This is a genomic window from Undibacterium sp. Ji49W, assembly GCF_049340205.1.
GTDB lineage: Bacteria > Pseudomonadota > Gammaproteobacteria > Burkholderiales > Burkholderiaceae_D > Undibacterium.
On the sequence record NZ_JBMPOW010000004.1, the window covers coordinates 108,484 to 130,688 of the forward strand.

Annotated in this window: 20 protein-coding genes; 5 read left to right on the top strand and 15 right to left on the bottom strand. The window is 51.7% G+C overall.

All coding sequences use genetic code 11. The annotated features are described in order from the left end of the window. Window positions 1-129: 129 nt before the first annotated feature. The 8 genes from secF to ACO0LK_RS06280 form a co-directional block, all read right to left on the bottom strand. On the bottom strand, window positions 130-1,152 hold the full coding sequence (secF, locus tag ACO0LK_RS06245; protein WP_422973218.1) for a protein translocase subunit SecF: 1,023 nt from the start codon (window positions 1,150-1,152) through the stop codon (window positions 130-132). 33 nt (window positions 1,153-1,185) lie between these two features. Then, window positions 1,186-3,063, bottom strand: coding sequence for a protein translocase subunit SecD (secD, locus tag ACO0LK_RS06250; RefSeq protein WP_422973220.1), 1,878 nt, complete (start codon window positions 3,061-3,063; stop codon window positions 1,186-1,188). Between the two features lie 78 nt (window positions 3,064-3,141). Then, a complete protein-coding gene (gene yajC / locus ACO0LK_RS06255; protein ID WP_422973590.1) occupies window positions 3,142-3,408 on the bottom strand; it encodes a preprotein translocase subunit YajC in 267 nt (88 codons plus the stop codon). 371 nt (window positions 3,409-3,779) lie between these two features. After that, window positions 3,780-5,213, bottom strand: coding sequence for a YdgA family protein (locus ACO0LK_RS06260; protein ID WP_422973222.1), 1,434 nt, complete (start codon window positions 5,211-5,213; stop codon window positions 3,780-3,782). Window positions 5,214-5,356: 143 nt separating this feature from the next. After that, entirely contained in the window at window positions 5,357-6,880 is a 1,524-nt protein-coding gene (locus tag ACO0LK_RS06265; protein ID WP_422973224.1) for a flavin monoamine oxidase family protein, read from the bottom strand. A 136-nt stretch (window positions 6,881-7,016) separates the two neighbouring features. After that, complete coding sequence (gene tgt / locus ACO0LK_RS06270; protein ID WP_422942631.1) at window positions 7,017-8,150, bottom strand: tRNA guanosine(34) transglycosylase Tgt; 1,134 nt, start codon at window positions 8,148-8,150, stop codon at window positions 7,017-7,019. Then, window positions 8,143-9,192, bottom strand: a complete 1,050-nt coding sequence (gene queA / locus ACO0LK_RS06275; RefSeq protein ID WP_422973227.1) for a tRNA preQ1(34) S-adenosylmethionine ribosyltransferase-isomerase QueA — start codon at window positions 9,190-9,192, stop codon at window positions 8,143-8,145. The genes tgt and queA overlap by 8 nt, the downstream gene beginning before the upstream one ends. A 19-nt stretch (window positions 9,193-9,211) precedes the next feature. Then, complete coding sequence (locus ACO0LK_RS06280; RefSeq protein ID WP_422973229.1) at window positions 9,212-9,349, bottom strand: hypothetical protein; 138 nt, start codon at window positions 9,347-9,349, stop codon at window positions 9,212-9,214. A gap of 97 nt (window positions 9,350-9,446) precedes the next feature. Between ACO0LK_RS06280 and recG the strand changes: the two genes are divergently transcribed. Together recG and ACO0LK_RS06290 are read left to right on the top strand one after the other, a co-directional pair. Further along, window positions 9,447-11,621: an ATP-dependent DNA helicase RecG gene (gene recG / locus ACO0LK_RS06285; protein ID WP_422973592.1), complete on the top strand. Its 2,175-nt coding sequence runs from the start codon at window positions 9,447-9,449 to the stop codon at window positions 11,619-11,621. Window positions 11,622-11,656: 35 nt separating this feature from the next. Continuing rightward, the gene (locus tag ACO0LK_RS06290; protein WP_422973231.1) at window positions 11,657-12,145 is read left to right on the top strand and encodes a GNAT family N-acetyltransferase; all 489 of its coding nucleotides are present in this window, start codon (window positions 11,657-11,659) and stop codon (window positions 12,143-12,145) included. A gap of 1,163 nt (window positions 12,146-13,308) precedes the next feature. Here ACO0LK_RS06290 and lnt read toward each other — a convergent pair. Both lnt and ACO0LK_RS06300 read right to left on the bottom strand, forming a co-directional pair. Continuing rightward, complete coding sequence (lnt, locus tag ACO0LK_RS06295) at window positions 13,309-14,886, bottom strand: apolipoprotein N-acyltransferase (protein ID WP_422973233.1); 1,578 nt, start codon at window positions 14,884-14,886, stop codon at window positions 13,309-13,311. After that, on the bottom strand, window positions 14,879-15,757 hold the full coding sequence (locus tag ACO0LK_RS06300; RefSeq protein ID WP_422973235.1) for an HlyC/CorC family transporter: 879 nt from the start codon (window positions 15,755-15,757) through the stop codon (window positions 14,879-14,881). The genes lnt and ACO0LK_RS06300 overlap by 8 nt, the downstream gene beginning before the upstream one ends. 418 nt (window positions 15,758-16,175) lie before the next feature. Between ACO0LK_RS06300 and ACO0LK_RS06305 the strand changes: the two genes are divergently transcribed. Further along, window positions 16,176-16,520, top strand: a complete 345-nt coding sequence (locus tag ACO0LK_RS06305) for a DUF1304 domain-containing protein (RefSeq protein WP_422973594.1) — start codon at window positions 16,176-16,178, stop codon at window positions 16,518-16,520. 24 nt (window positions 16,521-16,544) lie between these two features. Here ACO0LK_RS06305 and ACO0LK_RS06310 read toward each other — a convergent pair whose 3' ends face one another. From ACO0LK_RS06310 to ACO0LK_RS06330, 5 genes are all read right to left on the bottom strand, one after another. After that, window positions 16,545-17,435 (bottom strand): ion channel, encoded by an 891-nt coding sequence (locus ACO0LK_RS06310; RefSeq protein ID WP_422973237.1) that lies wholly within the window; start codon window positions 17,433-17,435, stop codon window positions 16,545-16,547. Between the two features lie 211 nt (window positions 17,436-17,646). Beyond that, complete coding sequence (gene ybeY, locus ACO0LK_RS06315; RefSeq protein WP_422973239.1) at window positions 17,647-18,117, bottom strand: rRNA maturation RNase YbeY; 471 nt, start codon at window positions 18,115-18,117, stop codon at window positions 17,647-17,649. Beyond that, the gene (locus tag ACO0LK_RS06320) at window positions 18,101-19,216 is read right to left on the bottom strand and encodes a PhoH family protein (protein WP_422973596.1); all 1,116 of its coding nucleotides are present in this window, start codon (window positions 19,214-19,216) and stop codon (window positions 18,101-18,103) included. Before ACO0LK_RS06320 ends, ybeY begins: the two co-directional genes overlap by 17 nt. Continuing rightward, window positions 19,213-20,553: a tRNA (N6-isopentenyl adenosine(37)-C2)-methylthiotransferase MiaB gene (miaB, locus tag ACO0LK_RS06325; RefSeq protein ID WP_422973241.1), complete on the bottom strand. Its 1,341-nt coding sequence runs from the start codon at window positions 20,551-20,553 to the stop codon at window positions 19,213-19,215. Before miaB ends, ACO0LK_RS06320 begins: the two co-directional genes overlap by 4 nt. An 85-nt stretch (window positions 20,554-20,638) precedes the next feature. Next, entirely contained in the window at window positions 20,639-21,028 is a 390-nt protein-coding gene (locus ACO0LK_RS06330; protein WP_186950961.1) for a hypothetical protein, read from the bottom strand. Between the two features lie 381 nt (window positions 21,029-21,409). Between ACO0LK_RS06330 and ACO0LK_RS06335 the strand changes: the two genes are divergently transcribed. After that, window positions 21,410-21,916 (top strand): flavin reductase family protein, encoded by a 507-nt coding sequence (locus ACO0LK_RS06335; RefSeq protein ID WP_422973244.1) that lies wholly within the window; start codon window positions 21,410-21,412, stop codon window positions 21,914-21,916. 15 nt (window positions 21,917-21,931) lie between these two features. Then, a complete protein-coding gene (locus tag ACO0LK_RS06340; protein WP_186950963.1) occupies window positions 21,932-22,195 on the top strand; it encodes a SemiSWEET transporter in 264 nt (87 codons plus the stop codon). The last annotated feature ends 10 nt before the right edge of the window (window positions 22,196-22,205 follow it).

Genomic DNA, 22,205 nt, shown 5'->3' on the forward strand with positions numbered 1-22,205 from the left:
ATTGTTTCTAAGACTCAAATCAACATCAAAAGTTCAGACCCGAAATGCTAACAAAGAAAAAGCCAGCACAAAGGCTGGCTCTCATTTTAGATACCTTCCGTTACATGGAAGCGACAGAGTTGCTGGATATTAAACAACAGCGCCATCGGTATCATCTTTTTCCTTGATAGGCTTGATGAGATCTTCCCGTTTCACGCCCAGCCACATCGCAATCGCAGCCGCCACGAACACAGAAGAATAAATACCAAAGCAAATACCTATCGTCAGAGCAACTGCAAAATAATGCAAAGTCGGGCCGCCAATCAGCAGCATCGACAATACCATCATCTGGGTACAGCCGTGGGTGATGATGGTACGGGAAATAGTGCTGGTGATCGCATTGTCTATTACTTCCGTGACAGACATCTTGCGCTGTTTGCGGAAATTTTCACGGATACGGTCAAAAATAACCACCGATTCATTCACCGAATAACCCAGTACCGCCAGTACCGCTGCCAGTACCGACAGATTGAATTCCCATTCGAAAAAGGCAAAGAAACCAAGAATGATAATCACGTCATGCAAGTTGGCGACAATAGCAGCTACTGCGAATTTCCATTCAAAGCGTATGGCCAGGTAAATCATCACGCCCAGTATCACAAACAGCAAGGCCATCAAACCGTCATGTGCCAGTTCGTCACCCACCTGGGCACCAACCAGCTCTACCCTTTGCAATTTCACGGGTTCGTTCTGGGCAGCGTCCTGGCACACCATTTTTCCAGAGCCACCACCACTTTCAGCGCTACCTGCCAGTTTGGTCAGGTTACCGTTTTCCATTTTACACAAGGCTTCAAACACAACGTCAGAGACTGGTGCTTTGGCATCTTTCTTGGTTTCTGGCAAACGGATCACCACGTCTTGCGCCTTGCCGAAAGTCTGCACTGGCGAATCGTCAAAACCCAGGTGCTCGACCATTTTCCGGATGCCGTCAACATTCGCCGCTTTCGGGTAGGTCACTTCCATGACCGTACCACCGGTAAATTCAACCGAGAAATGCAAGCCCTTGTGCAGCAGGAAAAACACGGCTGCCACGAAGGTCAATGCAGAGATGACATTGAATATCAGCGCATGGCGCATGAAAGGAATGTCTTTTTTAATGCGGAATAATTCCATGATGTAGTCCTGTATTCTTGTTTGGCTGTGCGCTTATTTCACAACATCTTCTGTTGGCTTCCAGATCTGGCCAATAGAAATGGACGACAGTTTCTTTTTCTTGCCGTACCACAGGTTAACTACACCGCGCGATACAAACACAGAAGAGAAAATGGAAGTAGCAATACCCAGGCAATGCACGACAGCAAAGCCGCGAATTGCGCCGGAACCAAACACCAGCAATGCCAAACCTACGATCAGCGTTGTCACGTTGGAATCCAGAATGGTTGCCCAGGCATGACCAAAGCCTTCTTCGATGGCTTTTTGCGGTGTTTTGCCAGCCCTTAACTCTTCCCGTATCCGTTCATTGATGAGCACGTTGGCATCAATCGCCATACCCAGCGCCAGCGCAATCGCAGCAATACCTGGCAATGTCAGCGTCGCCTGCAAGCGCGACAGCAGCGCAACCAGCAGCAACAGGTTGACCGACAGGGCCAGCACGCTGAAGAAGCCGAACATCATGTAATACGCTATCATGAATACCGCAATTGCGGCAAAACCATACAGCGTGGAATTGCGACCCTGCTTGATGTTTTCCACACCCAGTTGCGGGCCTATGGTGCGTTCTTCAATGATTTCCATTGGTGCGGCGAGCGAACCAGCGCGCAGCAACAGGGCCAGGTCACCGGCAGCAGCGGTAGAGCCCATGCCGGTAATGATGAAGCTGTTGCGCAATTCATCATTGATGGTTGGTGCAATCAGCACTTCGCCCTTGCCTTTTTCAAACAGGACAATCGCCATGCGCTTGCCGATGCGGGTGCTGGTAGCACGTGACATCTTGCGGCCACCATCGCCATTCAGGTCTACACTGACGGCTGGCTGCTGATGCTGGTCAAAACTGCCCGTTGCATTGGTGATGTCGTCACCCGTGATGACCGGATCCTTGGTCAGGATCAGGTTTTCACCACGATTGGATTTGAACATTTCGGAGCCAAATGGCACAGGTGTGTTGGCATCAACCGGGCCGATCACACTGTCGTCAAGCAGACGTACTTCCAGCGTCGCCAAACGGTTGATGATGCTCTTGGCACGGGCCACGTCCTGTACACCAGGCAATTGCACAACGATACGGTCAGCGCCTTGCTGTTGAATAATCGGTTCTGCCACACCCAGTTCATTCACACGCTTGGACAGGGCGGTAATATTTTGCTTGATTCCTTCAGCCACAACGTCTTTGAGTGCCTTGGCCTTCAAGCTGACATGCAGATTGAATTCGCTGGCATCTGTGCTTGCCACATCCAGCAAATCGACATCAGTCATGCTACCGGCCAGTACTGCCTTGGCCTTGTCACGCGTCGCCACATCACGGAACTTGACCAATATCTGATCGCCTTCACGAGTGACACCGGCATGACGCACATCCTTGTCGCGCAAGGTGGCGCGGGTGCTGGACAGCAAACCCTGAACACGTTTGTTCAACACCGCTTTGGTATCCACCTGCATCAGGAAATGTACACCACCGCGCAAATCCAGGCCCAAATACATAGGCAGGGCATGCAGGCTTTGCAACCAGTCAGGTGTATTCGGCAACAAATTGAATGCCAGCGTATAGGACGGATCGGACGGATCGTTATTCAGTTCTTTTTCCAGCAAGGCTTTGGCTTTGAACTGGGTATCCGTGTCTTCGAAACGCACCCGTATCGTGCCTTGCACGCCGTTGTTTTCGTAAGCCAGACCTTTGTTTTTCAAACCGCCTTTGGTCAGAGCCTGCTCTACGGCAGGCATCATGCTGGAGTCAATTTTGAGCGTGGCTTTGGCGCTGCTGATCTGTACCGCGGGTGATTCGCCAAAGAAGTTCGGGGCTGTATACAAGGCACCAAACACCAGCGCAATCAGAATCAGTAGGTACTTCCAGAGTGGATAGCGATTCATAATGGGAAAAATAATGGGAAGCTAAAAAGCACAACGCAGCCCAAAGGTTAATGGGACTGCGTTGCCTGTGTTCGCTGATTAAAGCGCTTTAATCGTGCCCTTGGGCAGCAACATTGTAATGGCTACTTTCTGAACTACGATTTCTGTGTCGTCAGCCACTTCGATGGTGACATAGGCATCAGTAACCTTGGTCACTTTGCCCAACACACCACCGGATGTGATCACTTCATCATTCTTGGCCAGTGCATCCATCATGGAACGCTGTTCTTTCTGACGTTTCATCTGTGGACGTATCATCAGGAAATACAGCACCACAAACATCAGAATAATCGGCAGGAAACTCATCAGGTTACCATCAAGACCGGCACCAGCAGATTGCGCATAAGCGTTGGAAATAAACACGTTCAGACTCCTGTCATTTTAATAATACTTAACCCGTTTTGCGACACAAAACCGGATACATTTTGTTGCAATTAGTGGTATATAGCGCCAAAAGTTTAATTTTCAATTGGCAAAGCTCTGTATTTTAGCACTGCAAGTAGCAATTGCTTTCAATTGTCAGCATATACGGGATGATTCAGGGCTGGGAAATGAGAAAAATAGCTTGCTGTCTGGATTTATTATTCTTATAACTACAATTTAAATAAGGGCAGCATTGTAATGCCACCCTTATGTTGCTTTAATTATGTATGTTGCCTTGATGGTTTATATTGCCATTATGATCCTGGCCGCTGGAAGGCTTTGCCGTTCACTGTCAATTTCCCCTGCGCCCATTCAAGCTTGGAATTGAGCAACTTACCGTTGCGATTAATATAACCCTGTTCGACAAAGCTGGCGATTTGCTGGTTCATCGCATCCAGCGCGGCCTTCTGCATATCCGGGTCTTTTTGCGTGGCCCCGCCCAGTTTGCTGACCAGCACATCTGTCAGGGTAATGTCCAGATTACCCTGTACCTTAGGGTACAGGGCCATGATATTGCTGATGTCGGTGCCATTGGCATCGACCAGTTTCATCCCACCTGTCAGTTTTGCCTCGCCATCACTGGTAACGATACTGATACGTTCCAGTACCAGCTCCGGCTGGCCGTTGATGATGGTCGGCCCAACTTGTTCCCATACCGCCTTCAGGGCAGCCATTTTTTCAGGATCGGCTGTAGCGCCGGAATAGGCAGTAGAAATCTGGGCAATGGAAGGAGCATGCAAGTGTTTCAGCCCATAGTCGTAATGGAAATTGCTGAATTCCAACTGATCAAACATGAACTTGTTGACACCCAACCTCACAAACACAGACAGAAAGTCATCCTTGATGCTGGCATCGGTGCTCAGGCCCAATTGCTGCATGGAAAAGCTCTTTTTCGCATCTGTCTTGTCACTGAAACTGATGCTGGCCAGCGTGGCCTCGGATTTACCTACATACAAAGGACCTGTAGGATAAGCCTTGCTGGCATCGCCCTTGATACTGACGGCACCCATTTTAAATGACTGCCCTTCCAGACTGTCTACTGTCAAACCAGGGGCGTTCAGGCTGACACGGAAATTTTTATAATCCTTGTCAAAATCCACTTCCATATTCACACCCTGCCAGGCCACTTTGTCGCGATCCCTGTCAGTGATGGTCGAGAAAGCCGGGCTGGATAATGTCACATGCCCCGCACCACCATAAGCCAGGGTGGAACTGATTTGCAAAGGTGCGGCAGTGCCGAATATTTTTTCCAGTTCAGCCTTGCTGGCCGGGTCCAGCACCAGTTCCGTCTTGATAGAGGCTGCGCCGAAGCCACGCAAGCCGGGAAAAGGCCCATGCTGGATACGGCTGATAAAACGCAATTGCATAGCCGGTAGCTGCTGCCCTTTGGTAGCCTGGGCAGCCTGATTCGTCGGGTCCGGACCAGCATTATCACCGGCACCAGACGGGACCACAGGGCTGGGTTTGGTCATACTTGCAAGGTTCAGTTCTACGGTAGTATCTTCGACCGAAGTGAAAATACCACGCTGATAATCCCGTTTGACGATCTTGATAAATGGTGTCTGCGTTGTTTGATCCTTCGCTGCCATCAGATTGGACGCGACACGTTTTCCCGTGTACCAGGATGCGCCAGGATAGGCCGCCGCCAATACCACCACCAAAGCAATCCAGCGTGCATTTATTTTCACAGATCTTCTCCGTAGTGGCTAAAACGCCTGTTATGAATGAGAGAAGAAAGTGTAACAAGCTTCATTTGGCTTGTCATTGTTACACGCTCAAATACATATATAACTTCTGCGTCAAAACCACACTTGCGTCCACGGATGCTACATCAGGTACTTCGTATGGTCGCCAATGCCAGTTCAGAGCTGTTCAGCGCCCCCTCAACAAAGCCCTGATAATCGGAATATGCCTCACCAACAATGTGGATATTCTTGGCACCACTGCCGAAATCAAAGGCTTTGAACACGTCCATGACTTTCCATGAGCGAACGCCGGGTTGCCAGCCATGATTGGCAGCGCCGTACGGTGCCCTGGCCCAGTCGCGGATACCATAGGTGACGATGGAGTTTTTGATATGGGTGCGGGTCTCTTCCAGTGATTTTTCTTCAAACATGTGCTGGGCCTGGTCAGTCAGTTTAAGGCCTGAACGTTTGATATCCACCAGGCGCTTTACATCGCGTGCCACAAACAGTGAAAAGGCATCGACGATTTTGACGTTCTGGTCGATTTCGGCCCGGTCATGGCGCTCTGATTCCATCACATAATGTTTCCAGAATTCTGTCGACGGGCGGTCCATGTAGAGCAGGACCATGCCGTGACCATCCTTGTCCTTGCCTTGCGGGCGGCGGAAATAATGAATTTCGCGGGTAGGCAGACAGCTCGCATATTGTTGCGGCCTTTGGGCATAATCCCACCACGGTGAATCCGTCACAAAAAACAGTTTCAGCATGGGGAAACCGTTGACAGCATCCAGTTGCGACGCCACATGTTCCGGCAGGCAGGAAGCCAGTTTCACCAGTGGCATTCTGGGCAAAGCCAGGATCAGTCTATCGGTCTGCAACTGTATGCTGCCGCTTTTGGTACGCACTTCCAGTTCCAGCAGGGGCTGGCCCATGGCAACCTGCTTGAAGCTGGTCAGCATATGACCGCCAGCCAAAGTCACATTGCTTGAACTGCGCAATTTTGCCATCAGGCTTTCAGTGAGTTTGGCGGTACCACCATCGACACTGGCCAATTGCTGGCCCACAGTTTTCAATGCACGCAACCACCAGATGATCCATTCTATGGCGTTCAGGTTTTCTGGAATCATATGATAGAAGGTGCCGGTATCCCGCAACTTGGTCAAGGCCAGGTGGCTGAGCACGCCTTCGGCGGACAAGGCATTCCAGAAGCCCATACTCCACAGCGGCTGGCCATTGAGTTGCGCATGTTTGCGCATGCGCTGGTAATCGGCTTCGGTCTGGTGATCTATCCACGCCTGGTCTTGCGGATCTTGCCCCATCACCAGCATGATGCCGCGTTTCAGCAATTGCAGAGAATTGAGGCCCATTTCTTCCGCAGGCAAATCGTAAGTGGGTGCATTGACTTCTTCGCCTTCGGGGCCGCTGAATTCAGTCAATTTGACGCCCAGATCACGGCACAGCTTATCGAAACGCGGTTGCAAGGTAGGCTCGAAGCGCATCGGCCCCCATTCGGCAATGAAACCGTCGAGATCTTCGGTTTCTATGCGGCCACCCCAGCGATCGGATGATGCTTCCAGCACCACCACTTTTTGCCCAGCCTGGGCCAGACGCCAGGCGCAATACAAGCCGGAAATGCCGCCGCCGGCGATAATGACGGGGTGATAGTTCATATCAGACCTCTGGAATTAATTTGTCCTCTTGGACGAGAGCGCCATTTTGCCTGCAAGCGCCCAGAATATAATTCGAAAAACTGGTTCTACCCCGCTTATTTACCGTATTAAATAAGACACCGAGTCAGATACCCTATCAAACACCGCGTGCCCGGTCAGCATGGAACTGCTGAACAAACTCAGGGAAGCGCTCATCATCCAGCGCCTTGCGGATATTTTTCATCAAATCTAGGTAGTAATGCAGATTGTGGATGGTGTTCAAACGTGCGCCCAGAATTTCGCCAGTGCGGTGCAAATGGTGCAGGTAAGCGCGCGAGAAGTTCTTGCAGGCATAGCATTCGCAGGTCGCATCCAGTGGTTCTTTTTCTTCCTTGTAGCGCGCATTCTTGATTTTGATATCGCCAAAGCGGGTGAAAATCCAGCCGTTGCGTGCATTACGGGTAGGCATGACGCAATCGAACATGTCTATGCCATTGGCCACACCGGCCACCAGGTCTTCCGGTGTGCCGACACCCATCAGGTAATGCGGTTTGTTTTCTGGCAGCTTGGGGCCGACATGCGCCAGCACGCGCATCATGTCTTCCTTGGGCTCACCAACAGACAGGCCACCGATGGCGATGCCGTGGAAATTGAGTTCATTCAAACCCGCCAGTGATTCATCACGCAGATGTTCAAACATGCCACCCTGAACGATGCCAAACAAGGCATTCGGGTTTTCACCCTGATTGAATTCATCGATAGAACGTTTGGCCCAGCGCAAGGACATGCGCATGGATTTGCCCGCTTCTTCTGTCGTCGCCGGACGACCATCGATTTCATACGGAGTACATTCATCAAACTGCATGACGATGTCAGAATTCAGGGCGCGCTGGATTTGCATGGAAATTTCTGGTGACAGAAACAAGCGTTCGCCACTGATGGGTGACGAAAACTTGACACCTTCTTCCGTAATCTTGCGCATCGCACCCAGCGAAAATACCTGAAAACCACCAGAATCAGTGAGGATAGGCTTATCCCAGCCCATGAAACCATGCAGGCCGCCAAACTTGTTCAGCACATCCGTGCCAGGACGCAGCCACAAATGAAAGGTATTGCCTAGGATAATATGGGCATCGATTTCTTTCAATTCCAGCGGTGACATGGCCTTGACCGAACCATAGGTACCAACCGGCATGAAGATAGGTGTTTCGATTTCACCATGGTTGACTTTGACACGGCCGCGACGGGCAGCGGTGGTTTTATCTTTTTTGATCAGTGTAAATTCAAGCATGGTCTTCCCCGGAGGAATTGGTCAGCAGCATGGCATCGCCATAGCTGAAAAAACGGTATTGATGAGCAATCGCATGCGCATAGGCAGCGCGGACGCGATCATAACCGGCAAAGGCCGATACCAGCATCATCAAAGTGGATTTTGGTAAGTGGAAATTGGTGATAAGCCGGTCCACGGTTTTAAATACATAGCCTGGCGTGATGAACAAACGGGTGTCATCACTGCCTGCCTGCAAGGCGCCGCTTTGCGAGGCCGATTCCAGCGCACGCATGCTGGTGGTGCCGACAGCAACCACCTTGCCACCTGCTGCTTTGGTCGCCTGGACGGCTGCCACGGTGTCATCTGGCACGGTATACCATTCACTGTGCATCTGGTGATCTGCCAGGTTTTCGGTACGGACCGGCTGAAAAGTGCCTGCGCCCACATGCAGGGTTACATAAGCCAGTTTGATGCCTTTATCCTGACAACGCTGCAACAGAGCCTGGTCAAAATGCAGGCCAGCCGTAGGCGCAGCGACTGCGCCTGGCACGCGGTTATACACGGTCTGGTAGCGCTGCTCATCAAAGTCATCGGCATCATGCTCGATATACGGCGGCAAAGGCAGGCGGCCATAGGTTTCCAGCAAAGTGAAGATATCAGATGGAAAATGCAGGGTAAAGAATTCGCCCACACGCTCGCCAACAACGACATCAAAACTATCGGCCAAACGGATCTTGCTGCCCGGCAGCGGCGACTTGGAAGCACGCATTTGTGCCAATACGCTACGTTCCTGCTCATTGTTTGAGAGCACACGTTCGACCAGCATCTGTATCTTGCCACCGCTTTCCTTGACGCCGAAGAAACGCGCCTTCAACACGCGGGTGTCATTGAATACCAGTAAATCACCTGCCGACAACTGGTCCAGGACATCGGCAAAATGCCGGTCTACCAGTTGATCACCGTCAACATGCAACAGGCGCGACGCCGTGCGGTCGGGCAAAGGTGTTTGCGCGATCAGGGTATCGGGCAGTTCAAAATCGAAATCACTCAGGGAATAGCGCATGCAAATATCAGACATCACATCAAACAAAAATCAGGGTTAATGGCCGAAAAGCCATAGAAAGCTGCTGCATACTGTATAAAATATCAGTAGAATATACAATATCAGGTAAAAACTGTTCCAATTGACAATATTCTTTGACGACAATATCTTGTTTCATCATGAATCCAGCCACTATCGATACAATAGGGACACAGTTTTCCAGCTATGCTTACACAAAAAATAAGCTAACGGCAAAACCCACCATTTTACACCCCATGGCCGCTGAAGACCAAAGTGCAAAAACAAACGCTGAAAATGCGCCTTCCGGCCAGCAGGAGTCTGCTACAGCGGCATCGCCAGTAAAAACTGCAAAAATAGCGGCAAAAAAGACCAGGTCGGCCGCTGGCAAAGTAACGAATGCCAGCAGTGCCAGCAAAATAAGTGAAAAACTGGCCAAACTGGGCTTGCGCAAAGACATGGATTTTGTCTTGCACCTGCCCATGCGCTATGAAGATGAAACCGAAATCGTCAGCATGCGCGATGCCTCTTTCCGTGGCGGCAGCAGCGTACAGGTCGAAGGTGTCGTCACCGAATGCGATATTCAGTACCGCCCGCGACGCCAGTTGGTGGTGACCATCGCCGATGACACAGGCCAGGTGGTACTGCGCTTTTTAAATTTTTACGGCAACCAGACCAAGCAGATGGCGGTTGGCATACGTATCCGCGCCAGGGGCGAATTGCGGCACGGTTTCTTCGGCGCAGAAATGGTGCACCCGCATTACAAGGTCGTGAATGAAGGTGCGCCGTTGCCAACGGCATTGACACCTGTCTACCCTTCCGGCGAAGGCGTGCCGCAAGCCCTGCTGCGCAAAGCCATCGCCAATGCCATGACACGCGTCAACTGGCGTGACACGCTGTCCCCTGCCCTGCTGACCGCGCTGGGCCTGCAAGATTTTGAAAGCAGCATACGCGTGCTGCACAACCCGCCGTCTGACGTCGACCAGTACAGCCTGATAGAACGCGAACACCCGGCCTGGGAACGCATGAAGTTCGATGAACTGCTGGCCCAGCAATTGTCACTGAAGCGCGCCCAGATCACCCGCCGCCGCAAAGGGGCGAATGCCCTGCCATTGGTTGGCGAACTCAGCAATGCCTTCTTGCTGAACCTGCCGTTTTCACTGACGAAGGCGCAAGAAAAAGTGCTGGCCGAAATACGCGCCGACTTGCGTGAAGCCTTCCCCATGCAGCGCTTGTTGCAGGGTGATGTCGGCAGCGGCAAAACCATCGTCGCCGCCCTGGCAGCGGCGCAAGCCATAGACAATGGTTTTCAGGCTGCGCTGATGGCACCGACTGAAATTCTGGCAGAGCAGCATTTCCGGAAAATCGCCGCCTGGCTGGAACCACTCGGTGTAAAAACCGCCTGGCTGACCGGCAGCCTGAAGAAAAAGGAAAAGGAAGCCGCCAATGCGCTTATTACTTCTGGCGAAGCGCAACTGGTGATAGGCACCCACGCCTTGATACAAGACAGCGTGCAATTCAAAAAGCTGGGCATGGTGATTGTCGATGAGCAGCACCGCTTTGGTGTCAGCCAGCGACTTAACCTTGCTAACAAGACGGAAGCCGGCAAGGTGCCGCACCAACTGATGATGTCAGCCACCCCCATCCCACGTACCCTGGCCATGACCTACTATGCCGATCTGGAAGTATCAGTCATCGATGAACTGCCGCCAGGCCGCACACCCATCGTCACCCGCGTGATAGACCAGAACCGCCGCGATGAAGTCATTGCCCGCGTGCAGGCAGCAGGCCAGGAAGGCAAGCAAGTTTACTGGGTCTGCCCGCTGATCGAAGAATCCGAAACCCTGCAATTGCAAACCGCCACTGACACCCATGCCATGCTGGCAGAAGCCCTTCCAGAACTGCGTGTGGGCCTGGTGCATGGCCGCCTGAAACCGGCGGAAAAACAGGCCACGATGGAAGCCTTCATTCGCAATGAAAGCCAGGTACTGGTGGCCACCACGGTGATTGAAGTCGGCGTCGATGTCCCGAACGCCAGTCTGATGGTCATCGAACATGCAGAACGTTTCGGTCTGTCGCAACTGCATCAGCTACGTGGCCGCGTAGGCCGCGGTGCCGCCGCCAGCGTTTGCCTGCTGCTGTACCAGGGCCCGCTAGGTGGTACCGCAAAACAAAGGCTGGCCACCATGCGCGAAAGCAATGATGGCTTTGAAATCGCCCGCAAAGATCTGGAACTGCGCGGTCCCGGCGAATTCCTGGGTGCGCGCCAGTCTGGCGAAGCCATGTTACGCTTTGCCAATCTCGAAACCGACCAATGGCTGGTAGAAAAAGCCCGTAACCTGGCCGACGATTTATTGAAAAATGATCCAGCCACCGTCATCGCCCATCTGGAGCGCTGGCTAGGTTATAAAGAAGAATTTTTACGCGTTTAATATGAACAACTACGAACAACTACGGACAACCAGACATGCTCACCATCACCAACGCAGACCTGAACAACCCCACCCATGCCACCGACCTGGTACGCATGCTCAATATGTATGCGCTGGACCCCATGGGCGGCAACGAAGCATTGTCCGACTATGCCCAAGCCAACCTGATCAAAGAATTAAAGCAACGCAATACCGTGCGCGCCGTCCTCGCCTACGTTGACGACCAGGCCGCCGGTTTCGCCATTTGCATAGAAGGCTTCTCCACCTTCGCTTGCAAACCCCTGCTGAACATCCACGACTTTGCCGTGCATCCCGATTTTCGCGGGCAAGGCGTAGCACAGGGCATGATGCAGCACCTGAGCACCCTGTCCAGGGAATTGGGTTATTGCAAGATGACGCTGGAAGTATTGGAGGGGAATACGCGGGCGCAGAATCTGTATCGCGCTGAAGGCTTTGCGCCTTATGAGTTGAATCCGGAATTTGGTGGGGCGATTATCATGCAGAAGAAGGTTGTTACTGACTGATATCGTACGAATTTTTTTGGCTGGCCGTATGCTTAATGAAGTCGCTCCAGCGAAGGCTGGAGCCTAGTGGCGTTGCTTGTGTACCGTACTTTGGTTGAAACGATTGCCCTTCTGTAGATACAAGCAGGACATCAGTTGATCAGCGACACTCATCATATCGTCGCTCCAGCGCAGGCTGGAGCCTAGTGGCGTTTGTTGTATGCCGTACTTTGATTAAAAGATTGCCCTTCGTGGATACAAGCCGGGTCTCGGCCCGGCGGCCGAGATACTTTCTTTTGCGTCGCCAAAAGCAAGTATCCAAAGAAAGGCGACCGCAGACTCGCCCTACGGGTGCTTACGCTACGCTTCAGCATAATTTGTGCATCACAAAAAATGGGAAAGCTTCGAAACTCGCTTCGCTCAAACACGAAGCTTTCTGATCCATTTTCTGTGACGCGCAAATTACATCGTCCCAAGCGGATTGAAGGTCAACAACAACTACAACTTCAAAAACAACCCCAAAGTCAAAACCAAAATCAACGTCAACGTCAACGTCAACGTCAACGTCAACACAACCTAATTCATATTTATTTGAATGCCGTCAATTAACGATGGTGTGGGGGTTGCAGTTGTTTTTGACATTGGGATTGTTCTTGATTTGGGAGTTGTTGTTGAAGTTGTTGCTGCTTTTGACTTCAATCCGCTTGGGACGATGTAATTTGTGCTTCACAGAAAATGGATCAGAAAGCTTCGTGTTTGAGCGAAGCGAGTTTCGAAGCTTTCCCATTTTTTGTGATGCACAAATTATGCTGAAGCATAGCGTAAGCACCCGAAGGGCGAGTCTGCGGTCGCCTTTTCTTTGGATACTTTCTTTTGGCGACGCAAAAGAAAGTATCTCGGCCGCCGGGCCGAGACCCGGCTTGTATCCACGAAGGGCAATCTTTTAATCAAAGTACGGCAAACAAGCAACGCCGCTGGGCTCCAGCCTTCGCTGGAGCGACGGTATTATGATTGCCGTTGATTGACCGAGATCGAATTCATGTTCACGAAGGACAATCGCTTTAATCAAGGTACGGCATACAAGCAACGCCACTGGGCTCCTGCTTGCGCAGGAGCGACGAAGCTAAGGGTACGTCAATATTACAAACAGGCTTCAATCAATCCCACCGCACCCGCACCAAACCCTACATTTTCCGCCTCAACACAAACCCCAGCAACACACTCAAGACCATCAAGCCAATGACACCCCAATTCCCTAACAGAATATAAGGCGTCATCCCCTGATACCCCTGCACCTTCGCCGTCAATACTCCCTTGGTATTGGCTGGCAATTGCGCAACCACTTTGCCACCCGGGATGATCACTGCCGTGGCCCCGGTATTAGTGGCCCGTAGCATGGGGCGCCCGGTTTCCAACACGCGCATTCTGGATATCTGCAAATGCTGGGGGATGGCGAAAGAATCGCCGTACCAGGCGAGATTGGAGACATTCAGCAAGATGCTTGCTGTTGGCTCACCGGCAGCATATTGCGATAACAACTGGGCGGCGATTTCTTCGCCGAACAGATCTTCATAACAGATGTTGGGCATGACCAGTTGGCCACCTACTTTCATGGCAGGCTGTATGGGCCCTGCCGTAGAAAACTCACCCATGGGTATCGCCATGGCTTTGACAAACCAGCGGAAACCAGGGGGGATGAATTCACCGAAAGGTACCAGATGATGTTTGTCGTAGCGATAAGCCTGGTTGCCATACTGGCGTGACATACCCAGCACGCTATTTGAATACTTATCGCCGCCATCGTGTACCGCAACGCCGACCAGCAAGGCAGAACCGCTGCTTTGGGCAAAGTTGTTCAACAGGGGCAGATAATCGGGCGGGAGCTGGGATGTCAGCATGGGTAATGCTGTTTCTGGGGTGACGATCAGATCAGCAGGCGCTGCCAGCAGCATGTCGTGGTACAGACTTAGTGAGTCATTCAGGTGATCCTGATCAAACTTCATGTCTTGCTGCACATTACCCTGTAGCAATCGCACCTGTATGGGCTGGCCCTGCTGCCTGGTCCAGACTACTTCCTGCAATGCCCAGCCACCAGCAAAGATCACCATACAAACAATACCGGATACCTTTGCATAGCGTGATGCATAGTGTGACGATCCTGCACTGCACAGCAGCGCAATCGCACCGGCAAGTAATGCGTTCAACCAGCACAGCCCCAGCACACCGATCACGGGCGCAAAACCCGCCAGCGGGCTATTGGTATGGGCATAGCCGGACAACACCCAGGGGAAACCGGTCAACAGCCAGATGCGTAACCACTCTGCTACAGTCCACAGGGTGGGCATGATCAGCAAGGCCGTCACCAAAGCCGACAGTTGCCAGCGCTGGCGCAGCCAGTGCAAGGCGTAAGCAGCCGCAGCCATATAAATCGACAAGGCGGCAGTCAGCAGTATCAAGGCCAGCACCGACAGCAAACCTGGCAAGCCGCCATAGACGGTCATGGCGATCACCAGCCAGCCGACACCGGCAGTCAGCCAGGCAAAGCCATAGGCCCATGCCAGCCAGACAGCTTGCTTGCGTGTGAATGCTGCATTGCCATCCCTCAACAACAACCCAGACAGCAATGCCAGACTGATGATTTGCAGGGGCCAGCAATTGACGGGGGCAAATGAAAAGACGTTCAGCCCCCCTGCCACCAGCATCAGCAGGAAAGATGAACGCCAGGACAGGGCCGACAGTACGCCGGCCAGCGTCTTAATCATCGGACCGCATGGTAGGTCTTTGTTCAACCAGCAGCATCTGTACCTGACGGGCATCGGCCCGCAAGACTTCAAAGTACAGGTTGCCGATGGAGAATTCATCGCCCATATGGGGTACTGCGCCCATGTAATTGGCGACATAGGCACCGATGGTTTCAGCGTCTTCTGACGACAGAGTGGTGCCCAGCATGTTGTTGAATTGCTCGATTTCGGTCAGGCCCTTGATGCGCCAGCGCTTGCCGTTACCTTTGCTTTCCAGCGCCAGGATATTGTCTTCTTCCTCATCGAAATCGTATTCATCTTCTATGTCGCCGACGATCTGTTCCAGTACGTCTTCGATGGTGATGAGGCCAGATACGCCGCCGTATTCGTCCACCACCATGGCGATGTGATTGCGGTTTGCACGAAAATCGCGCAACAGGATATTGAGGCGCTTGGATTCGGGGATATAAATCACCGGGCGCAGCATTTCACGGACATCAAAGGCTTCCGCCGCGTAATAGCGCAGCAAGTCTTTGGCCAGCAAAATACCGACGACCTTGTCACGGTCACCATCCACAGCAGGAAAGCGCGAGTGTGCCGTCGTCAGCACTTCTGGCATCCATTCTTCGATGGGGTTGGAGATGTCGATGACATCCATTTGCGCGCGCGGCACCATGATATCGCGTGCGCACAGATCAGATACCTGGAACACACCTTCTATCATTGCCAGTGCATCGGCATCGATCAGATTGCGTTCTTGCGCATCGTGCAAAACTTCCAGCAACTCGGCGCGATTTTCAGGTTCAGGAGAAATGAGGGCGGTCAAGCGTTCAAACAATGACCTATGGGGTTTAAGGTCAGTTGGTCTGACCTTACTAGAGTGCTCTTGCATAATAGGCGTAACGCCGTTGTTTCAATCCTACAGAATACAACAAATGCGGGTGCTTTCCCCAATTTTGACCCGGGTAGTGTCAAAAAAAGCTGTAACGGAAAGTAGCAAAAGCATATTTTAAATTAAAAAAAGAACTATCTTTCAGGCACTTCTCACTCGAAGATTCGCTCTTGGCTGCTCATCTCGCCATGATGCCTGCAAGCATGCTTCATTTACTTTAGAGCAAGTCCTCAACACAAAAAAGCACTTGCAAGGCATACTCGCATGTGTCATTTTTAGCACTGTTGGGGTAAAAACCGACAATACCCAATTACAAATGACAAGCTGAAGAGACTTTGTGCCCTTCCAAAACCTGAAAACTTGAAAACAAGGGCCAGCAGTCCACTTCAACCACTTTAAAGGAGAAACCGTGTTCATCATCGCCAGCGTCATCACCGGCCTCGTCGCCGCCCTGCATATTTATTTTCTGATACTTGAGATGTTCCTCTGGGATAAGCCTCTGGGTCTGAAAACTTTCCGCAACACGCCAGAAAAAGCAGCAATCACCAAGGTGCTGGCTGCCAATCAGGGTTTATACAACGGCTTTCTGGCAGCAGGCCTGATCTGGGGACTGTGTCTGGGCCCGGCTGGCTTTCATGTGAAGATTTTCTTCCTGACTTGCGTCATCATTGCCGGTGCTTACGGTGCCTATTCGGTCAGCCGCCGCATTCTGTACATACAGGCAGCACCAGCAGCAATTGCACTGGTCTTGCTGCATCTGTAACGCTACACAGGGCCTGCAAGCAATTTAATGCGCGGTTTCATCCACGATTTCTACAGAATCGTGGAAGCGCGTGTAATGAATATGCTGGACCAGACCCTTACTGTTTTCAAAGACATCCACATAGCGGTGGTTCCAGCGGATTTTACTGCAAGGGTAATAGTGGCGCGCCCTTTGCGGCTGGTTGGTGGTGTCGTCCACACCTTCTATGCTGAGTATCAGTGAGGCGTTCAGATGATGCAGGGCATCTGCATCCAGGCCAAACAGGGGACTGTTTTCATCAATGACGTGGATGACGGTCCAGCCAAGAATGAAGATGGGATGCTGATCGCGTTCCAGCTTCATGTCGACGATCTTGCGGAAATTACCCATGGTCGATGATTTTTCATCACGCATCAGGCGCAGTTTGGCCGATGCTTCGCTGATGATATTCATACGCGAATTGGCCATGCGTATCAGCAGCAGGCGTTTACCATCCACCACATGACAGACCGGCTGGGCTGCAAAAATGATGCTGGACCGCGGTCGCGAGAAACGCGCAAACATGACGCCGGTAATCAGGGCCACACTGGCCATGCCAACAAATATCTCCAGCGTTGCCACACTGTGTCCATACACGGTCTGCGGATGCATGTCACCATAACCTACGGTCGCCAGGGTTTCCACGCTGAAGAAGAAGGCACCCAAAAAACTGTTCGGATGCAGGTTGCCAATGGGGTTATCACCCAGCATGAACAGACTGGCAAAACACAGGTTCAACACCAGAAATACCACTCCCACGCCAGCAAAAAACACCGGCCAACTGGAGGTCATCGCATAGTAGTAGATATCCTGCCAGAACTGCGTGCGCAAGCCATAGGCGATGACCGCCCGTTCTCCCATGGTGATACGCCTGCCGCGATCTTGATGTTTGTTCATGTTGGAGCGATTTCCGTTTGAAATTCCCTCCCCTTCAAGGGGAGGGTTAGGGTGGGGATGGGTTTCGCTTAATTGACTGCAAATGAATTTGCGACAGAAACTCATCCCCATATCTGCCATCCACATTGAAGCGGATGGAGAAAAATAGCACAGCTACAGCTTGACGGAATAAATAAAGCTTGGCAATTTTTAGAACAAAACCAAACTCAACCTACTGGTAAGGATTTTCCAAACCCAGTCCCGCCAGTATCTCTATCTCCAGCGCTTCCATTTCTTCGGCTTCTTCATCGTCTTCATGATCATAGCCCTGGGCATGCAAGACGCCGTGGACGATCAGATGCTGCGCATGGTCGAGTACCGTTTTCTTTTGCTCTGCCGCTTCTTTTTCCAGTACATCAGTACACAGGATGATGTCAGCCTGGGTAACTTCGGCATCTTCATCTTCGGTGTAGGCAAAGGTCAGCACATTGGTGGCGTAGTCTTTGCCACGATAATCATGGTTCAGCACCTTGCCTTCTTCTGCATCGACAAAGCGTAAAGTAATTTCAGCCGGGAAGAACAGTGCAGCCTGCACGGTCTTGCGTATCAGCGGACGTGTTAATTGATCTTGCAGGCGCTTGTCGGCATATTGCACGGACAGGGTCAGTTTAGGTTTGGCTTCGGATTTACTTTTTGCGACCATGGTGTGCAGAACTGAGAGGGGTTGCGGGTTTTAACAGGCCGATCGCAGCGCTATTCGCGGTGGCGCTGGCATTCGCCGATTCATAGGCATCGACGATGCGGGCCACCAGTGGATGGCGCACCACGTCCACGCTGGCAAACTGGGTGAAGGCAATGCCACGCACACCATCCAGTACCTGGCAGGCATCTAACAGACCACTCTTTTGCCCACGTTGCAAATCGACCTGAGTCACGTCCCCGGTAATCACGGCCTTGCTGCCAAAGCCTATGCGTGTCAGGAACATTTTCATCTGTTCCGGCGTCGTGTTTTGCGCTTCATCGAGAATGACAAAAGCATGGTTCAAGGTGCGGCCACGCATATACGCCAGCGGGGCGATCTCGATGACCTGTTTTTCAAACATTTTTTGCGTGCGGTCAAAGCCAAGCAAATCATACAGGGCGTCATACAGCGGGCGAAGGTAGGGGTCTACCTTTTGAGCCAGATCACCCGGCAAGAAGCCCAGGCGTTCACCAGCCTCTACTGCTGGCCGCGTCAGTACTATGCGCTTGACGGAGTCACGTTCCAGCGCATCAACCGCACAAGCTACGGCCAAATAAGTTTTGCCGGTACCGGCCGGGCCTATGCCAAAGCTGATGTCATGTTCGAGTATGGCTTTGATGTAATGGTTTTGATGTGGAGTGCGTCCGCGCAAATCACTGCGGCGGGTTTTCAGCATCGGGCTTTCGATATCCGCATCTTCAGGCAAAATCGCGTCGCTGGCGATCTCGTCCGTTGCGATGCCAGTGACTTTGTCCGCCTTATCTGTCTTGCCGGTTTTCAGGTTTTTGCTGGCGCGCTGTTCTACCAGTGCCAGTTGCACTTCATCAATGGTGATGATTTTTTTTGCCAGGCCATAGAAATGTTCCAGTATTTCTATGGCTTTCTCGGCATTGTGGCCACTGACGATGAATTTTTCACCGCGTCGGAAGATCGTCACATCCAGTGCTGACGAAATCTGCCGCAGGTTTTCATCCAATGGACCACACAGATGCGCAAGACGGGTGTTGTCCAGAGGCTGAGGGATGAAATGTGCTACCGGCACGGGTGTTTTTGCCATTATGCTGTCACTGCCTCTTCGACTAATTCGCCGCGTAGGGAATAATTATAGGATTCGGTAATGCGGGTATTGACCAGCGTACCGATGAGTTCTTTGGAACCGGCAAAATTGACGACACGGTTATTCTCTGTGCGCCCTTGCAATTCATTTGCATCCTTGACGGACGGGCCTTCAACCAGGATGCGCTGTACTGTACCTATCATGGCATTGCTGTATTTCTTGGTGTTGGCATCAATCACAGACTGCAAATGTTGAAGACGGCGCAATTTCACTTCCGCCGGCGTATCATCAGTCAGATTCGCGGCCGGAGTACCAGGCCGCGGGCTAAAGATGAAGCTGAAGCTGTTATCAAAACCGATGTCGTTGATGAGCTTCATCAACGCATCAAAATCCTCGTCCGTTTCACCAGGGAAGCCGACGATAAAATCAGACGACACGGCGATATCCGGGCGCACTTGCCGCAAGCGGCGCAACACAGATTTGTATTCGATGGCTGTATAACCACGCTTCATCGCCGACAGTATGCGATCAGAACCATGCTGGGCAGGTAAATACAAATGATTCACCAGCTTGGGTACCTTGGCATAACAGTCAATCAGGCGCTGGGTAAATTCTTTAGGGTGGCTGGTGACAAAGCGTATACGTTCGATCTGTGGAAATTCAGCAATGTATTCAATCAGCAGGGCAAAATCAGCGATCTCGCCATCTTCCATAACACCACGATAGGCATTCACGTTTTGTCCCAGCAGGGAGATTTCCTTGACGCCCTGTTCAGCCAGCCCTGCCACTTCCTCCAGCACATCGTCGAACGGACGCGAGACTTCTTCGCCACGGGTGTATGGCACGACACAATAACTGCAATACTTGCTGCAACCTTCCATGATGGAGACGAAGGCTGTTGCACCTTCCACCTTGGCAGGCGGCATGTGGTCAAATTTTTCGATTTCAGGGAAGCTGATATCGACTTGTGAACGACCAGAATGGCGGCGCTCGGCGATCAGTTGCGGCAAACGGTGCAGGGTCTGCGGGCCAAATACCACGTCGACATAGGGCGCACGCTTGATGATGGCTTCGCCTTCTTGCGAAGCTACGCAGCCGCCAACACCGATCAGCAGATCAGGCTTTTTACGCTTCAGTTCACGCAGGCGACCCAGATCAGAAAACACCTTCTCGGACGCCTTTTCGCGCACGCTGCAAGTATTCAGCAGAATCACGTCGGCGTCGTCGGGGTTGTCCGTCTTGATCATGCCGTCATTAGCATTCAGTACGTCCGCCATCTTGTCCGAGTCGTACTCGTTCATCTGGCAACCGAAGGTTTTAATAAATACTTTTTTTTGCATAATTTTCTAATTTGCTGGAACCCGGCAATCAAAGTGACTAAGGCACGACTGCCGGGTTTTGCATCAACTCTGTTTCTAGTTACGACTAATTGTTACTTTTGAACTGCATCGGCGTCCACACTTCCGGCTTGGGCAATACGCGCTTGCGCTCATCCGCCGTCAGAATCCAGATTTTCTGTAATTCACCAAAATCGTTATCGGTGTAGTTGACGATGATGTAATTGCCGGTCAGATAGGTCGGCAGCACCAGCATATTCTGGGCATCGTAAAAACGTGTCGCCGGTACGGTGTAGCGGATCTTGCCATCCATGATCACATCTGGATATTTCGACATGTTCAACACGCCACGCTTGGTATTGGGCGGGAAGCTACGTTCATCCGTTACCTGTCCCGTCGTTTGCGCCACGCTACCCAAACTCAAACCGGCCAGCATCAGGGCCATCAAACCACGGCGTACAGTCAAAAAAACAGACATGCGCATGAACATAAGCAGGTGCCTCGACAAGGAAGAGTGAAAACGAAAAATTCAAAGGAATCAACTACTTAAAGCTAAAAAATGGAATCTTACAAGGGCGCAAGTTTAACACAGTCAGCGCCAGCCTACAGCAATGGCAAGCAGTTAGAACTTATTTCATCAACAAGGGTGCGCCAGCGTCCTATACACCAGGCAGGCGGCGAAACAGCTGGAATCGCAAGAAATCTGGGATAATGTTATGCAAACTTTGCTTAAGGTACTGCGCCAGAACAACAAAACCTGCTGTTGCGTCGATAAATACGCGCCATTTGTCTGGAATCGCCACAAATTAGCCGTATTCGCCAGACTTGATCAAGGTTTAATTAAAAACCACGGAAATCCATGCACACCCGTTCTCCCCGCGCCCAAGTACGCGAATTTGATACCCGCCATTTTCGTGATGCCCTGTCGCAATTTGCGACAGGCGTTACTGTGATTACCACTCGCCTGGCGAATGGGGCGTTTCTTGGCCTGACTGCCAGCTCCTTTAACTCCGTATCGCTGGACCCACCACTGATACTCTGGAGCCTGGGTAATGTTGCAAACAGCATGCCGGTGTTCACTGGCAATTCCCACTATGTCGTCAACGTTTTATCGAGCGAACAAGCCTGGCTGGCAGAACAGTTCGCCAGCCGAAAAACCGACCGTTTTGAGGGAGTGGAGTACACCCTGTCGCGCACTGGCCACCCGATACTGAGCGGTGTATCTGCCTGGTTTGAATGCCACAACCGCAGCCGCTACCCTGAAGGTGATCATGTCATCTTCGTTGGCGAAGTGGAGCATTGCGAATTTAGCCCGCAGGCACCGCTGGTCTTTCATTCCGGCCAGTTTTTGCCGACCTCGAAGTAAACAAGTAAGCGCACAATGATTTTTCCATTTTCTTCTGACCTTGTCGGCTATCTTGCGGCTTTCCTCACCACCACTGCCTTTGTCCCGCAAGCCTGGATGACCTGGCGTCGCAAACGTGCTGAAGGCGTCTCGCTGGGCATGTACATCATTCTCGTCACCGGCATCATGCTTTGGCTGATTTACGGTTTGATGCTGCATGCTCTGCCAGTCATCATCGCCAATATGATCACACTGGTGCTGGCCAGTTTTATTCTGGTTATGAAGCTGGTGTATAAATAAATAGACGATA

Excerpts from the sequence above, each read along its gene's own strand:
- secF (WP_422973218.1), bottom strand. The coding sequence starts at position 1,152 with ATGGAATTATTCCGCATTAAAAAAGACATTCCTTTCATGCGCCATGCG.
- secD (WP_422973220.1), bottom strand. The coding sequence starts at position 3,063 with ATGAATCGCTATCCACTCTGGAAGTACCTACTGATTCTGATTGCGCTG.
- yajC (WP_422973590.1), bottom strand. The coding sequence starts at position 3,408 with ATGAGTTTCCTGCCGATTATTCTGATGTTTGTGGTGCTGTATTTCCTG.
- ACO0LK_RS06265 (WP_422973224.1), bottom strand. The coding sequence starts at position 6,880 with ATGAACTATCACCCCGTCATTATCGCCGGCGGCGGCATTTCCGGCTTG.
- tgt (WP_422942631.1), bottom strand. The coding sequence starts at position 8,150 with ATGCTTGAATTTACACTGATCAAAAAAGATAAAACCACCGCTGCCCGT.
- queA (WP_422973227.1), bottom strand. The coding sequence starts at position 9,192 with ATGCGCTATTCCCTGAGTGATTTCGATTTTGAACTGCCCGATACCCTG.
- ACO0LK_RS06280 (WP_422973229.1), bottom strand. The coding sequence starts at position 9,349 with ATGAAACAAGATATTGTCGTCAAAGAATATTGTCAATTGGAACAGTTT.
- recG (WP_422973592.1), top strand. The coding sequence starts at position 9,447 with ATGGCCGCTGAAGACCAAAGTGCAAAAACAAACGCTGAAAATGCGCCT.
- ACO0LK_RS06290 (WP_422973231.1), top strand. The coding sequence starts at position 11,657 with ATGCTCACCATCACCAACGCAGACCTGAACAACCCCACCCATGCCACC.
- lnt (WP_422973233.1), bottom strand. The coding sequence starts at position 14,886 with ATGATTAAGACGCTGGCCGGCGTACTGTCGGCCCTGTCCTGGCGTTCA.
- ACO0LK_RS06300 (WP_422973235.1), bottom strand. The coding sequence starts at position 15,757 with ATGCAAGAGCACTCTAGTAAGGTCAGACCAACTGACCTTAAACCCCAT.
- ACO0LK_RS06310 (WP_422973237.1), bottom strand. The coding sequence starts at position 17,435 with ATGAACAAACATCAAGATCGCGGCAGGCGTATCACCATGGGAGAACGG.
- ybeY (WP_422973239.1), bottom strand. The coding sequence starts at position 18,117 with ATGGTCGCAAAAAGTAAATCCGAAGCCAAACCTAAACTGACCCTGTCC.
- miaB (WP_422973241.1), bottom strand. The coding sequence starts at position 20,553 with ATGCAAAAAAAAGTATTTATTAAAACCTTCGGTTGCCAGATGAACGAG.
- ACO0LK_RS06330 (WP_186950961.1), bottom strand. The coding sequence starts at position 21,028 with ATGTCTGTTTTTTTGACTGTACGCCGTGGTTTGATGGCCCTGATGCTG.
- ACO0LK_RS06335 (WP_422973244.1), top strand. The coding sequence starts at position 21,410 with ATGCACACCCGTTCTCCCCGCGCCCAAGTACGCGAATTTGATACCCGC.
- ACO0LK_RS06340 (WP_186950963.1), top strand. The coding sequence starts at position 21,932 with ATGATTTTTCCATTTTCTTCTGACCTTGTCGGCTATCTTGCGGCTTTC.